This is a genomic window from Collimonas sp. NPDC087041, from assembly GCF_044745265.1.
Lineage (GTDB): Bacteria > Pseudomonadota > Gammaproteobacteria > Burkholderiales > Burkholderiaceae_D > Collimonas.
The window spans coordinates 213,963-228,731 of record NZ_JBIUZX010000005.1; the positions used below are offsets into that span (position 1 = coordinate 213,963).

Below are 14,769 nucleotides of genomic sequence, written 5' to 3' on the forward strand. Positions count from 1 at the left end.
GGCAGCGCTTTTTTCAACTACGCCGCCATTTTCCGCATAATTTCCGCTCCCGGCAGCGCCAGGAGCGGCTCAGGCGCTTCTCATCCGCCTATAAGCCCAACTCTTGCCAGATTTGATCAACCCGCGCCTTGACATCGTCCGACATTCTGATGGTGCGCCCCCACTCGCGACTGGTTTCACCCGGCCACTTGTTGGTGGCATCGATGCCCATCTTGCTGCCCAGGCCGCTGACCGGTGAGGCGAAGTCGAGATAATCGATCGGCGTGTTGTCCACCAGTGTTGTGTCGCGGATCGGATCGACGCGCGTGGTGATGGCCCAGATCACTTCATTCCAGTCGCGGATGTTGACATCCTCATCGACCACGACGATGAACTTGGTATACATGAACTGGCGCAGGAAACTCCAAACCCCGAACATCACCCGTTTGGCATGGCCGGCGTAAGCCTTCTTTATCTGCACCACCGCCATGCGGTAGCTGCAACCTTCCGGTGGCAGGTAAAAATCGATGATCTCGGAAAACTGCTTTTGCAGCAAGGGGATAAACACTTCGTTCAGCGCCACGCCAAGCACAGCCGGTTCATCCGGCGGCTTACCTGTATACGTAGAGTGATAGATCGGCGACTCGCGCATCGTGATGCGGTCGATAGTAAACACCGGGAACCAGTCCTGTTCATTGTAATAGCCGGTGTGGTCGCCGTACGGCCCTTCCAGCGCCATCTCATAACCGGACGGATGCGACGGGTCGGGATTGATGTGCCCTTCCAGCACAATCTCGGCCGAAGCCGGCACCCGCAACTCGCTGCCGATGGCCTTGACCAGCTCGGTGCGACTACCGCGCAGCAGGCCCGCGAACTGGTATTCCGACAGGCTGTCCGGCACCGGCGTCACTGCACCTAATATAGTAGCGGGATCGGCGCCCAATGCTACCGCCACCGGATAAGGCTTGCCGCCGGTTGCGATCGCATGCTCACGGAAATCCAGTGCGCCGCCGCGATGCGCCAGCCAGCGCATGATCACCTTGTTGCGGCCCAGGACCTGCTGGCGGTAAATGCCCAAGTTCTGACGCTTCTTGTGCGGTCCCTTGGTGATCACCAGCCCCCAGGTAATCAGCGGCGCGACATCGCCCGGCCAGCAATGCTGGATCGGCAGCTTGGCCAGGTCAACGTCATTGCCCTCCCAGACGATGTCCTGACAAGGCGCCGAGCGATGCTCTTTCGGCGCCATGTCCCACAACGATTTCACCAAGGTGCCGAGACCAAGAATATCCTTAAATCCCTTCGGCGGTTCCGGCTCTTTCAGCATCGCCAGCACATGGCCGATGCGACGCAATTCGCTGACGTCGTCGGTGCCCATGCCAAGCGCAACGCGACGCGGCGTCCCGAATAAATTTCCTAAGACAGGTATTGAATGACCTACGGGATTTTCAAAAAGGAGTGCCGGACCGGCCGCCCGCAAAGTGCGATCGCAGACCTCCGTCATCTCCAAATAAGGTGAAATCGGGGTCGAAATGCGTTTTAGCTCGCCGATTCGTTCCAATTTAATAATAAAATCACGCAAATCTGAATATTTCATAGGTTTTACATTGTTTCCGAATGTGAAATCAAAATTTGAAGCTTTTGGGCGAAGTGCTTGATTTTATTGGCTTACAGCCCGAATAGACCAAAATCATTAGACACAAAAGTTATTGAATTTTGTTTCTATAGTATTGACTTGATATAAACACCCCCCTACAATGCGCCCAGCTTGATGAAGTCGCATCGCCCAAAAAGCGCATTTTAAGTCGACTCTCAATACTCACGGGATCGGGGTCCCACATGACATTTTAAGGAGTGTTTTCAAAAGGCGTCAGCCTTCTCCCCCGAACAAGTTGTTTGCCTCTGGCACGGCGCTATACACAGCGGCCGGTAGCAGCCATATAAGCGCAAACAACAACGACGTTTGGCATCACGCACATGCAACAGGCATGCGGTGCCGAACGATATTGATTACGGTGCACGCAGCATATTTCGTTTTTCGCTCCCGCATTTCCTGGAGCCTGCATGCGCCGCGACGATTCAGGAGGTTCAATTGTTAGCAAGATCTACCAGAGCACTATCAAGCTTGGCTGTGCTCGACCGTATCAAGAGTTTCAGCAGTCCCGTCGCCAATGGCGTAACTTACGCCCGCGACACCATCGGCGGCGTCATCGCCACCACACGCATCACAGTACTGTTTAGTGGCTTGCTGGCCGTTATCGCAGCAACCACCCTGATGATCAAGCCGGAACTGGCCTACACGATTCAGAGCCTGCCTTTGTTTGCAGACCAGTCGCAACAGAAAAGTGTTCCGCAAGCAGAAGCCGCGCCACAAGTTGCCATTCAGCAAAACACCGATGTCAAGACTTCGGCGAACCTGACTGCGCCAGCTCCAGTCGCTGCCAACACCAATCATCTGGTGCATATGGACAGCCTGATCAACAAATCGATCAAGCCGGTCGACAGTTCGCGCCAGCAGCAATGGGTAACCAACTGGCTGTCCAAGCGCTATCGCGTGGCTGGCGACGCCACCAACATGTTTGTGACGACCGCCTACAAGACAGCGCGTGAAACCAAGCTGGACCCACTGCTGATCCTGGCAGTGATGGCGATCGAGTCTGGCTTGAATCCGTTTGCCGAAAGCCCGGTCGGTGCACAAGGCCTGATGCAAGTCATGTCGAAAGTACATGAAGACAAGTTCGAAAGCCTGGGCGGCATCAAGGCAGCACTGAACCCAACCGCCAATATCAAGGTTGGTTCGATGATCCTGAGGGATTATGTGGTTCAGGGCGGCTCGGTTGAAGCAGGCCTGAAACGCTATGTCGGCGCCGCTGCATTCGCCAATGACGGCGGCTACGGCTACAAGGTATTGGCTGAGTATCGCCGCCTGCAAGACGTCGCTACCGGCAAGAACGTGCCGTCATCCGGTTCCTCGGCACCGATCGCCACACCAAAGCCACGTCCGATCCAGGCCGTAGCCCCAGTCGACACCGCTACGACACCGCCTGAAGCAGCGCTCAGCGTACCAGACGCGATCGACCATTCGATCCAGCAGTCGAGCAACAACCAATTCAACTCGCAACCGATGACCTGAATTGAATGACAGTAAAGAAAAAAGAGCCTACGGGCTCTTTTTTTTCGACCACCTTGCAAGCGCTGTCGCACTCAACCATAGCGCAACGCAAGCAACATCCACATTCATCAAGAAACCACACCTCAACGTAATAACAGGAGCCCGAGGCTCCTGTTACATTGCAACGTTAAGGCACGGCAGCCGCTGGTTACTCGCCCAGGTAAGCCGCCTTCACCTTCGGATCGTTCAGCATGTCCTTGGCGTTACCGCTCATCGTCAACAGGCCGGAATCCATCACGTAGGCACGGTGCGCAGCTTCCAACGCCAACTTGGCGTTCTGCTCGACCAGCAGGATCGTGATGCCCTGGGCCGACACACTACGGATTACCTCGAAGATCTTTTCCACCATGATCGGCGACAAGCCCATCGACGGCTCATCCAACAGCAGCAGCTTTGGATGACTCATCAAGGCCCGAGCCATGGCCAGCATCTGCTGCTCACCGCCTGACAAGGTACCAGCCATTTGCGCGGCACGTTCCTTCAGGCGCGGGAAAACGCCAAACCACTTGTCGACATCGGCCGCGATGCCAGCCTTGTCATTACGTGTATAGGCTCCCATCAGCAGGTTTTCCATGATGCTCATGCGCGTAAACACACCGCGCCCTTCCGGCACCATGGCCAGCTTTTGCTTGACCAGGCTGAACGAGGTGTGGCCCTTGGTGTGTTCACCCATGTAGTGCATCTCGCCCTCGACCTTGCATTGCGGCAAAGTACCGGTGATGGCTTTCAACGTAGTGGTCTTGCCGGCGCCGTTGGCGCCGATCAGCGTGACCAGCTCGCCGTCATTGACTTCCAGGCTGACGCCTTTGACCGCCTGGATGCCGCCGTAAGCGACTTTCAGGTTGTTGATTTTCAGGATATTGGTTGCCATCAGTGACCACCTCCCAGATAGGCTTCAATCACAGCCGGATTCTTCTGGATTTCGGCAGGCAGCCCTTCCGCAATCGGCTTGCCATAATCAAGTACGGTCAGGCGATCGCACAAGCCCATCATCAGCTTGACATCGTGTTCGATCAGCAAAATGGTTTTTCCTTCATTCTTGATTTTGACCAGCAGCTCGCGCAGGGCCAGTTTTTCGGTTGCATTCATGCCAGCCGCAGGTTCGTCCAGCGCCAGCAATTGCGGATCGGTCGCCAGCGCGCGCGCGATTTCCAGACGCCGCTGATCGCCGTACGACAGATGACGTGCAGTACGGTCGCCAAAGCGGCCGATGCCGACGAAATCCAGCAGTTCCTGCGAACGCTTGCGAATCGCCAGTTCCTCCGTACGCGCCGCCTTGTGGCGGAACACCGCGCCGAACACGCCCTGGTGGGTACGCACGTGGCAACCGACCATGACGTTTTCCAGCACGGTCATCTCGCCGAACAAGCGGATGTTCTGGAATGTGCGGGCGATCCCGGCTTTCGCCACTTCATGCGGCGCCGAAGGCGAATAAGGCTTGCCGGCCAGTTCGAAAGTGCCGGTGTCGGCCTGGTACAGACCGGTAATGACGTTGAAAAAAGTCGTCTTGCCGGCGCCATTCGGCCCGATCAGGCCGTAGATCTGCCCTTTCAGGATATGGATATTGACTTCCGACAGGGCTTGCAAGCCGCCGAACCGCTTGTTGACGCCGGAGATATTTAAAATTGTAGGTGCGCTCATATGATCTCCTTAAGCCTCTACCACGCCACTTGCGCGCGCAGGTTTATCGACATCGGCATCCGGCCGATCTTCGTGCTTGGGCGCAGGCCACAAGCCAGCAGGACGAGTCAACATGATGACCACCATCGCCAGGCCGTACAGCAACTGGCGCAACACTTCCGCATCGATCAGCACCTTGCCGAACATCGCCATCTGCATCGGCTCGACGGTATGGCGCAACACTTCAGGCAAGGCCGCCAGCAGGATGCCGCCCAGCACGACGCCAGGGATATGGCCCATGCCGCCCAGCACCACCATCGCCAACACCGCGATCGATTCGGTCAGCGAGAACGATTCCGGCGACACAAAACCCTGGAACGAGGCAAACATCGCGCCAGCCACGCCGCCGAACGAAGCGCCCATGGAGAATGCCAACAGCTTCATGTTGCGAGTATTGATGCCCATCGCCTTGGCAGCGATTTCATCTTCGCGGATCGCCACCCAGGCACGGCCCAGGCGCGAATTCTGCAAACGGATCGAAACGAAGATGATCGCAATGCACAGAATCAGGAACAAGAAGTAGTAGGCATTCACCGAAGGCATGCCGAAGCCGCCGAAATACACGGTGGCATTGGAACCGCGCTCACCGGCCAGCGAGACGCCAAAGATGCGGATCGGATCGATCAGGTTGATCCCTTGCGGGCCGTTGGTGATGTTCACCGGCGCGTTCAGGTTGTTCATGAAGATCCGGATGATTTCACCGAAGCCCAGCGTCACGATAGCCAGGTAGTCGCCACGCAGTTTCAGCGTAGGAGCACCAAGGATGGCGCCGAACATGCCTGCCAAAGCGGCACCCAGCGGCACGATCACCCACAACGACAGATGGATGCCGTTCTGGACAATTTCCGGGCCGCAGATCATGACCAGGAAATTACCGATGGCCGGGTAGGTATTGACGAAGGATTCCAGCACCGAAGCAAACTGCGGCGATGCCAGCAAACCGGTCATGTAAGCGCCGATCGCATAGAAAGCGATGTAGCCCAGATCCAGCAGGCCGGCGAAGCCGACCACGATGTTGAGGCCCAGCGCCAGCATGATGTAGAGCAGCGCAAAGTCCATGATGCGCACCCACGAATTGCCGAAATTGGAAGCAATGAACGGGAAGATCACAAACAGGATACCCAGGGCGACCAGGCTGGTGTAAGCCTTGGTCGGATTCTTTTTGGTGTCGAAGAAATTAGCAGCCATATATCCTCCCCCGATCAAGCACGGTCAGCCACACGCTCGCCCATGATGCCGGACGGACGCAAGGTCAAGACGATAATCAGGACGATGAAAGCAAAGATATCCTGATAGTTGCTGCCAAAGAAATTGCCAGTCAGGTCGCCGATATAGCCAGCGCCCAGGCTTTCAATCAGGCCCAGCAGGATGCCGCCCAGCATGGCGCCGTAGATATTGCCGATACCGCCCAGGACCGCGGCCGAGAAGGCCTTCAGGCCGGGCACAAAGCCCATCGCGAATTGCGCCGACGAATAGTTGGCGCCCCACATTACCCCGGCGACTGCGGCCAGCGCTGCGCCGATGGCGAAGGTCACCACGATGACGCGGTTCGAATCGACGCCCATCAAACCGGCGACCCGCGGATTTTCAGCGGTGGCGCGCATCGCGCGTCCCATCTTGGTCTTTTCCACCAGCAGCACCAGGCCAAACATCGACGCAGCAGCCAGCACCAGCAGCATGATCTGTGTCGGCGAAATCAGGGCGCCGAAGATATGTACGGGATCAGAAGGCATGACCTGCGGCACTGGCAGCGGGCTGCGGCCCCAGATCATCATGGCAAACGTCTGCAGCAGGATGGAAACGCCGATCGCAGTGATCAGCGGCGCCAGCCGCGGCGCATTGCGCAAGGGTCGATAAGCGACCCGCTCAATGATCAGGCTGACGATAACGCAGACTGGAATCGCGCCAATGATAGCGATAACCAGCTGGACAATCCCGGGCAGGCCGGGAGCAACATGCTGCAACAGCTTGAGGATCGACAAGCCGACCATCGCCCCGATCATCAAGATGTCGCCATGGGCGAAGTTAATCAGGTTCAACACGCCATATACCATCGTATAACCGAGGGCAATCAACGCGTACATGCTTCCCAGCACCAAGCCGTTGATAACTTGTTGGATAAAGATATCCATAATTTCCTTGTTCTATATGTGGTTCGGTTCAAATCGGTCAGAACACTATTGCGACCATATCAGAGGCAGCACAGCAAAAATCATTCCCGATACAAAAACGGCACCATGGATCTTGTCCTAGTGCCGTTGGGAGACGCCCCTCCGCTTAGCTGGAAAGGTAGTTTGGCAATGCGCGAATAGCCGGGATGAGAGGTATGAACTGGGTACACATATTTTTTGTCTCCTATACGTCTTATACGTCTTTCTGGAAAAACGTTTTTATCTTAAAGCACATTGCCTTATAGGCAATGCACCATGACTGTGCAGATTATAGCTAGCGTTGAGCAATAAGTAACCCTGACAGCACTGCAATATTACCCTTCCGATCAGGGTTCGCACAGGGTTTTACAATCAAACGACAGCGCCGCAATAATAGCTAGGAAAACAAAAAACTATCGATGGAAAAGTCGAGATTCTTCTGAATATAATTTCGCCCCAAGATGAGGCAGCACGCTGCCATCCTGACGAAATCCAATAAACAAGAACCCACATCAATTAGGTGTTAACTTATGGCAATCTGCCAGCCAATGCCTAAACTACGGCATTGTCGGCAAATTGCCACGCCATTCCGCCATCCGGGAGATCAAGCGCGCGCCAAGCCTTTTGGCATTGGGAAAGTGACGTTTTCTTCAGCGCCGTCGAGAGTGCGCACGCTTTTGGCGCCACACTCCTTCAAACGGTCGATGACAGCCTGCACCAGGATCTCCGGTGCGGAAGCACCGGCGGTGACGCCGATGCGGTTTTTTCCTTGCAGCCACGCAGGGTCGATCTGCGCGGCATTGTCCACCATATGGGCTGCGGTGCCCATCTTTTCCGCCACTTCGCGCAAACGGTTGGAATTTGAGCTGTTCGGGCTGCCGACCACGATCACCATTTCGACCTGCGGCGCCATGAATTTGACAGCCTGCTGGCGATTGGTGGTGGCGTAGCAGATATCGCCCTTTTTCGGCTCGGTAATGGCCGGAAATTTATTCTTCAGCGCAGCGATCACATCCGCCGTATCGTCGACCGACAAGGTGGTTTGCGATACATAAGAGAGCAACTCCGGATTGGCAACCTGCAATTGCTCGACATCGGCTACCGTCTCGACCAGATGCATGCCGCCCTCGGTCTGTCCCATGGTGCCCTCCACTTCCGGATGGCCCTGGTGCCCGATCATGATGATTTCGCGTCCCTCGCGGCGCATCTTGGCGACTTCCATGTGCACCTTGGTGACCAGCGGGCAAGTGGCGTCGAACACCTTCAGACCGCGCACTTCAGCCTCTTCCTGCACTGCCTTGGAGACGCCGTGTGCCGAAAAAATGACGGTATTCCCAGCCGGGACGTCCGCCAGTTCCTCGATGAAAATCGCGCCCTTGTCGCGCAGGTCGGCCACCACGTAAGCATTGTGGACAATCTCGTGACGCACATAAATCGGCGCGCCGAACTGCTCCAGTGCACGCTCGACGATTTCAATCGCGCGATCGACTCCGGCACAGAAACCACGGGGTTGCGCCAGCAGTATCTCTTTTTCCATATCCATATTCCTTTGCTGCAAACTGGGATGCAAATTACAAAATGCCGATGATCTTCACTTCAAACTGCACCGATTGGCCAGCCAGCGGATGATTGAAATCGAACAAGGCGCCCTGCTCGTCAATCTCGCGTAACACGCCGGCAAACTGACCGCCGCCCGGCGCTGCAAACTCCACCAGATCACCAACACGATACTCTTCTCCCAGCTGGGAGTTCTGACGCAAAGTGGTGCGCGATACGCGCTGGATCAATTCAGGATTGCGCGGGCCGAATGCCTGCTCCGGCGGCAGCTCGAAGGTGCGATGCGTGCCTTCCGGCAGACCCAGCAAGCAGGCTTCCAGAAACGGCGCCAGTTGCCCCATGCCGAACTGCAGCGTCGCCGGCGATTCCTTGAAGGTGCTGACAATGTCTTCGCCATCCTGCGATGCCAGACGGTAGTGCAAGGTTAAGTAAGATGCTTCGGTAACGACTGGGAGGGATGAATTAGGCATAAACACTATTAGCAAAAAGTCAATTGTAGATCTGAAGGTGTTATTGTAAGCCACCTTCGGTCATATGACGTGACCGCCGAGACCATAAGCTTGCGATCACATCATGGCAATCACCGACTGGCCCACCGATCAACGTCCCCGCGAACGCCTGCTCAAGCATGGTCCACAGGCCCTGTCAGACGCAGAACTACTGGCGGTTTTTCTGCGCGTCGGCGTCGCCGGCAAAAGCGCGGTCGACCTGGGACGCGAGATGACGCAGCACTTCGGTTCACTGAATGCCCTGTTTGCGGCCTCGCTCAACGATTTCTCGGCCATCCACGGCCTCGGCCCGGCCAAATTTGCCCAATTGCAAGCCGTGCTTGAGCTGGGCAGGCGCTCACTGGCGGAAGAACTGGAAAGCGGCAACAGTTTCAACTCGCCTGCTGCAGTGAAGCAATACCTGCAACTGCTGCTGATGAACAAGCCGCATGAGTCTTTTCTTGTTTTATTCCTGGACGTCAAGAATCGCCTGATCTGTGCAGATGAATTGTTTCGCGGCACTCTGTCGCATACCAGCGTCTATCCACGCGAAGTGGTCAAGGCGGCCCTCTCGCACAATGCCGCCAGCGTGATGCTGGCCCACAACCACCCTTCCGGCACCATGGAACCCAGTAGCGCCGACCTCAACCTGACGCATACGCTGAAACAGGCGCTGGACCTGGTTGGCGTTCGTGTACTCGACCATTTCATCGTGGCGGGAACGCGGGTTTATTCATTCGCCGAGCACGGCCAGCTATGAGATACGCACACACTTCAAATTGTTAAATACAACAAAACGCAAAAGACACAATTGTTTTTCGCAAGTCATTGAAAAATCTCATTTTTTTATATATACTCTCCTTTTTTCCAGTTTCGGAAATCTTTTAGGAGTAAAAACATGGCACGTGTCTGCCAAGTCACCGGGAAGGGGCCGATGGTCGGCAACAACGTTTCCCATGCAAACAACAAGACGAAACGTCGCTTTTTGCCTAACTTGCAAAATCGCCGCATTTTCGTTGAGTCTGAAAATCGCTGGGTCTCCCTGCGCTTGTCCAACGCCGGTCTGCGCGTAATCGACAAAATCGGCATCGATGCCGTGTTGACCGATTTGCGCGCTCGTGGCGAAAAAGTCTAACTAGCAGAATAAAGGAAGAATCATGGCGAAATCAGGCCGCGACAAAATCAAGCTGGAATCGACCGCAGGTACTGGTCATTTCTACACAACGACAAAGAACAAGCGTACAACACCGGAAAAAATGTCGATCATGAAATTTGATCCGAAGGTACGTAAGCACGTCGAATACAAAGAGACCAAGATCAAGTAATTGATCTCTCGCTAAAAAGCCCCGCACGACAATCGTCCTGCGGGGCTTTTTTACGCCTGCCGTTTCTGCTACCCGTCACAACTCTCGAACAAGCGCAAACAAGAAAGCCTGCTGCGGTACGTGCACATCAACTCGTCACCACGTCACGTGCGGCTATGTGAAGCGCCACACCAATCGTGCCAGCGGGATTTAACTCAAGGCGAAAAAAAACGACCTCGATATTATCGGAGGCCGTTTCATTGAAGAGCAAGCTCTATCAGGAGTAACTACGCAGGCGCAGCGAGAAATCCTGCAGTGACTTGATGCCAGACGCTTCAGCGCGTGCGCACCAGTCTTGCAATTGATGCAGCAACTGGTCGCGCGTGAAGTGCGAACGCTCCCAGATTGCACCCAACTCAACCCGCATTTCATGCATGGTTTGCAGTGCTTTGCTGTGCAAGAACAATTCTGTCAGCTGCTGCTTCTGCGGCGCTTCCAGCTTGGTCGGCTCACGCTGCAAGAGTTTCTTCGACGACTTCAGGAAACCGGCTCCCAGCTTGGCTTTGTCGGTCAGATGACCGCGCTCTTCCTGCCATGCATTCTTCAGCGATTTCGCATACTTGGCCATCACGTCGTAGCGATTGGCGATCACCGATTGCAGCGTATCCAGGTCCGGCACCAGTTTGGCGTGGTTGAACTTGGGGGCCGGCGCAATCTTCTTGACCTTGGCCAGGCCACAAATTTCCAGAATACGGATATACATCCAGCCGATATCGAACTCATACCACTTCGACGACAGCTTGGCTGAGGTACCGAAAGTGTGGTGGTTGTTGTGCAGCTCTTCGCCGCCGATGATGATACCGAACGGAATGATGTTGGTTGCAGCGTCGTTGCAATCGTAATTGCGGTAGCCCCAATAGTGGCCGATACCGTTGATGATGCCGGCAGCAGTGATCGGGATCCAAACCATTTGCACGGCCCAGACGGTGATACCGACAACGCCGAACAGCATGATGTCAATAATCATCATCGCCACGATGCCCCAGGCACTGTGCTTGGTGTAGAGATTTTTTTCGATCCAGTCATCAGGCGTGCCATGGCCAAATTTTTCCATGGTTTCCAGGTTCTTCGACTCTGCGCGATACAGCTCAGCACCTTCCCAGAATACTTTCTTGATGCCGCGCGTGACCGGGCTGTGCGGATCTTCCTCGGTGTCGCACTTGGCGTGGTGCTTGCGATGGATGGATGCCCACTCCTTGGTCACCATACCGGTCGTCAGCCACAGCCAGAATCGGAAGAAATGGCTAGGAATCGGGTGCAGATCGAGGGCGCGGTGCGCCTGGCAGCGATGCAGGTAAATAGTCACCGCGGCGATCGTGATGTGTGTCACGACGAGCGTGAACACCACGACCTGCCAAGCGCTGGCACCTGTTACGCCATTCGACAGAAAATCGAGAATTGCATTGAACACTAGTAGTACTCCATGTGTAGAGATTACGTCACTGCCTTATTTTGCAGTGCAATACGGGTAAGTTGACGGGTAGTTACCGAACATTTACCCGAATTTCGCCTGCAATTGTACCCTCTTTATTGGCTGTTTTTAGGATTAGGCCGATCTTGCGAACTATCTATAGCCAAATCCTGTTGCGAATCAGCCCCAAAATTACCTTCATGCAACACTTTAATATCGCGTTTCACTTGAGCAATCTTGATCTGCTTGTCTTGCAGCACTCGCCAGATGGCGCGGTTAACATCAGACAACACATTCAAGCGACCGTTCTCAGGATCGGTAATCCAGAAACCGACCTCTAGCTCTAACCCATCAGGGCCTATCTTCAGTAGCAGGGCCTGCGGCAATATTTCATGCGTGACGCGATTGACAGCACGCGTTGCTTGCTCCAGAAGCAACAAAATGCTTTCGATGTCATCCTGATAAATAATAGTCACCTGGGTCGACAGCCGCAAGACGCGATTGGTCAGCGAGTAATTCTGGACCGAATTGATCATGAAAATTTCATTCGGTACGACCGTATCGATGCCGTCGAGGCCTTGCAACACGGTGTAACGGCTATTGATCTGTGTCACTTTGCCGTAAAACGTACCGACTGCAACCATATCGCCGATGGCCAGGCTGCGTTCAAGCAGGATGACGAAGCCGGAAACATAGCTGCTGGCGATCTTTTGCAGACCCAGACCGATCGCCACACCCAAGGCGCCACCAAACACCGACAACACCGTCAGGTCAATCCCGACCAGCGACAGGCTCAGCAGGACCGCCACCAGGATCAGAAATGCGCGCGCCATGCGCGCCACTACAGTCCTGATCGACGAATGCATGGTATTCATGCGCATCAGGCGCTCTTCGATGGTCGCTCCGGCCCACAACGCAATCACCAAGGTCACCAATACCGACACCAGCGCCTGCATGATCGCCAGCAGCGACACCTTGTAGCGGCCAATCGGCAACACCGTGCTATCGAGATAGTCGACCAGATCCGGCCACATGCCGCTGATATACAGCAGCAGGCCGATCCAGACCAGTACGCCAAAGGTTTTTTCAAACAGCAGCAGGAATGTGCCGACACCGGTATTGCGCGCAAAAATCCGGCGCAGTACGTAAAACACGAAGCGCATCAGCGCCAGCGACGCCACCAGCGGGATCGCCAGGCGCAGCAGATTGACCGGCTGATGCAGCTTTTGCATCAGCAACTTGACGAGTATCAGCAGCAGCAAGGTCAGAACCGGCGTCAGCACCTTGACAAAGCTGCCCAGCCCGATTTGCATCGCTGGCGGCTGCACCGCATTGACTGTAAAGAGGCGGCGCAGTGCGCGGGCCAGCAACCAGCCCAGGCAAATGCTCAACACCAACAAGCCGACCTGCTCAAGCAAGCCCGGCGCCCGCAAGTTACTCAGCAAACTGGCGATAAAGTCAGTAAGAATATCCGGCATCAATATCTCTATATGGCTAACGCAAGTACTTGGCGGCCAGCCAAAGCCGGCGCCGACAAAGCCTACACCAGCTCAGGAAAACTTAATCAGTCTTTACTTGCGCACGAACACCGCAGCAAAGAAACCATCGGTTTGATGCTGATGCGGCAGCAGCTTCAGGTAGTCGCCCATCTCCAGCGGAATCTTCTGCTCGGCCAGCACATCCTTCATCGGCACCAGCGTGAAATCTTCATGGCTTGCCAGGAACTGCGCGGCAATCGCTTCGTTTTCTTCATCGAGCAAACTGCAGGTGCCGTACACCAGGCGGCCACCGGATTTCACCAGGCGCGCGGCGCTCGACAAGATCGCAATTTGCTTGACGTTCATTTCGGTAATCGCTTCAGGCGTCTGACGCCATTTGACGTCGGGATTGCGACGCAGCGTACCGAGGCCGCTGCAAGGCGCATCTACCAGCACGCGATCGATCTTGCCGGCCAGGCGCTTTACCTTGCCGTCGTTTTCATGCGCGATCAGCACCGGATGGATGTTCGACAAACCGCTGCGCGCCATGCGCGGCTTGAGTTTTGCCAGGCGCTTGTCGGACACGTCGAACGCATACAAACGACCGGTATTGCGCATGGTGGCGCCCAGCGCCAGTGTCTTGCCGCCGGCGCCGGCGCAGAAATCGACCACCATTTCGCCACGCTTGGCGCCGACGATTTGCGCCAGCAACTGACTGCCTTCGTCCTGCACTTCGATGGCGCCGCTCTTGAACAACGGCAGGTTTTGCAATGCCGGCTTCTTGATCACGCGCAAACCCAGCGGCGCGTATGGCGTCGGTTCGCACAGGATCGGCGCTTCCGCCAGCGTCGCCACGACTTCTTCACGGTTGGCCTTGAGCGAATTGACGCGCAGATCCAGCGGCGCCTGCTGGTTCATCGCGTCCGCCAGTTGCAGCGTGGCGGCTTCGCCATCGCGGGCGACCAGCTTGTCGAACAGCCATTGCGGCAAATTGGAGCGCATCAGCGCCGGCATCAGGTTGCGGTCGATTTCACCGACCCGCGTCAGCCATTCGGTTTCCTCATCCGACAAGCCACCCAGCGATTCAACGCCGACTGCATCGGCCAGGCCGAGCAAGGTCATGCGGCGCATGGTCGGGCCGTTGCCGGATTCGGCAAAGCTGGTATAGATCGACTTGTTGCGCAACAAGCCGTAGACCGCTTCGGCGATCACGCCGCGCTCGCGCGAACCGAGCTTCGGATGGTCGCGGAAATAGCGCGACAAGGTGCCGTCGGCAGGACCGGTAAAACGTAAAATTTCGCGCAGGACTTCTTCGGTGTGACCGATGATCGCTGGAGGCAATCTCATGGTAGTTCTTTCATAAAAATCTGTTAGTGGGGCTATTGCCCGGGCGGCCGCCGCAGTAGCGGCGCCTTCTTCGAACCTGTTCGAAATCTTGCTGCGAGACCATGACTGGATAGCGTACGCTATCCAACAGGCTCACATATTGAATG

14 protein-coding genes are annotated in these 14,769 nt (G+C 55.7%); 4 read left to right on the forward strand and 10 right to left on the reverse strand.

Annotated features, from left to right (window positions below):
* Positions 1-88 precede the first annotated feature (88 nt).
* Positions 89-1,573: a 4-hydroxy-3-polyprenylbenzoate decarboxylase gene (ubiD, locus tag ACIPF8_RS11510; protein WP_400420998.1), complete on the reverse strand. Its 1,485-nt coding sequence runs from the start codon at positions 1,571-1,573 to the stop codon at positions 89-91.
* A gap of 495 nt (positions 1,574-2,068) precedes the next feature.
* On the opposite strand from ubiD, the gene ACIPF8_RS11515 reads away from it, so the two are divergent.
* Positions 2,069-3,109, forward strand: coding sequence for a transglycosylase SLT domain-containing protein (locus ACIPF8_RS11515; protein WP_400421000.1), 1,041 nt, complete (start codon positions 2,069-2,071; stop codon positions 3,107-3,109).
* 187 nt (positions 3,110-3,296) lie between these two features.
* Here ACIPF8_RS11515 and ACIPF8_RS11520 read toward each other — a convergent pair whose 3' ends face one another.
* From ACIPF8_RS11520 to ACIPF8_RS11545, 6 genes are all read right to left on the reverse strand, one after another.
* On the reverse strand, positions 3,297-4,019 hold the full coding sequence (locus ACIPF8_RS11520) for an ABC transporter ATP-binding protein (protein ID WP_400421002.1): 723 nt from the start codon (positions 4,017-4,019) through the stop codon (positions 3,297-3,299).
* Positions 4,019-4,789 (reverse strand): ABC transporter ATP-binding protein, encoded by a 771-nt coding sequence (locus ACIPF8_RS11525; protein WP_400421004.1) that lies wholly within the window; start codon positions 4,787-4,789, stop codon positions 4,019-4,021. Before ACIPF8_RS11525 ends, ACIPF8_RS11520 begins: the two co-directional genes overlap by 1 nt.
* 9 nt (positions 4,790-4,798) lie before the next feature.
* Positions 4,799-6,016 carry an ABC transporter ATP-binding protein gene (locus tag ACIPF8_RS11530; protein ID WP_400421006.1) on the reverse strand — a complete coding sequence of 406 codons (1,218 nt, stop codon included), beginning with the start codon at positions 6,014-6,016 and terminating at the stop codon, positions 4,799-4,801.
* Between the two features lie 14 nt (positions 6,017-6,030).
* Entirely contained in the window at positions 6,031-6,960 is a 930-nt protein-coding gene (locus ACIPF8_RS11535) for a branched-chain amino acid ABC transporter permease (RefSeq protein ID WP_400421008.1), read from the reverse strand.
* Between the two features lie 622 nt (positions 6,961-7,582).
* Positions 7,583-8,515: a 4-hydroxy-3-methylbut-2-enyl diphosphate reductase gene (ispH, locus tag ACIPF8_RS11540; RefSeq protein WP_400421009.1), complete on the reverse strand. Its 933-nt coding sequence runs from the start codon at positions 8,513-8,515 to the stop codon at positions 7,583-7,585.
* Between the two features lie 34 nt (positions 8,516-8,549).
* Positions 8,550-9,005 carry a peptidylprolyl isomerase gene (locus ACIPF8_RS11545; protein WP_400421011.1) on the reverse strand — a complete coding sequence of 152 codons (456 nt, stop codon included), beginning with the start codon at positions 9,003-9,005 and terminating at the stop codon, positions 8,550-8,552.
* Between the two features lie 103 nt (positions 9,006-9,108).
* Here ACIPF8_RS11545 and radC point away from each other — a divergent pair, with 103 nt between their 5' ends.
* From radC to rpmG, 3 genes are all read left to right on the forward strand, one after another.
* Positions 9,109-9,783: a DNA repair protein RadC gene (gene radC, locus ACIPF8_RS11550; protein WP_400421013.1), complete on the forward strand. Its 675-nt coding sequence runs from the start codon at positions 9,109-9,111 to the stop codon at positions 9,781-9,783.
* Between the two features lie 138 nt (positions 9,784-9,921).
* Positions 9,922-10,158 (forward strand): 50S ribosomal protein L28, encoded by a 237-nt coding sequence (rpmB, locus tag ACIPF8_RS11555; RefSeq protein WP_014005219.1) that lies wholly within the window; start codon positions 9,922-9,924, stop codon positions 10,156-10,158.
* A 22-nt stretch (positions 10,159-10,180) separates the two neighbouring features.
* Entirely contained in the window at positions 10,181-10,348 is a 168-nt protein-coding gene (gene rpmG / locus ACIPF8_RS11560) for a 50S ribosomal protein L33 (protein ID WP_009667251.1), read from the forward strand.
* Positions 10,349-10,604: 256 nt separating this feature from the next.
* Here rpmG and ACIPF8_RS11565 read toward each other — a convergent pair whose 3' ends face one another.
* The 3 genes from ACIPF8_RS11565 to ACIPF8_RS11575 all read right to left on the reverse strand — a co-directional run bounded on the left by ACIPF8_RS11565 (position 10,605) and on the right by ACIPF8_RS11575 (position 14,623).
* Positions 10,605-11,798 (reverse strand): fatty acid desaturase, encoded by a 1,194-nt coding sequence (locus ACIPF8_RS11565; RefSeq protein ID WP_400421016.1) that lies wholly within the window; start codon positions 11,796-11,798, stop codon positions 10,605-10,607.
* Positions 11,799-11,914: 116 nt separating this feature from the next.
* A complete protein-coding gene (locus ACIPF8_RS11570) occupies positions 11,915-13,276 on the reverse strand; it encodes a mechanosensitive ion channel family protein (RefSeq protein WP_400421018.1) in 1,362 nt (453 codons plus the stop codon).
* A 93-nt stretch (positions 13,277-13,369) separates the two neighbouring features.
* Positions 13,370-14,623, reverse strand: coding sequence for an RsmB/NOP family class I SAM-dependent RNA methyltransferase (locus tag ACIPF8_RS11575; RefSeq protein ID WP_400421019.1), 1,254 nt, complete (start codon positions 14,621-14,623; stop codon positions 13,370-13,372).
* Between the last annotated feature and the right edge of the window lie 146 nt (positions 14,624-14,769).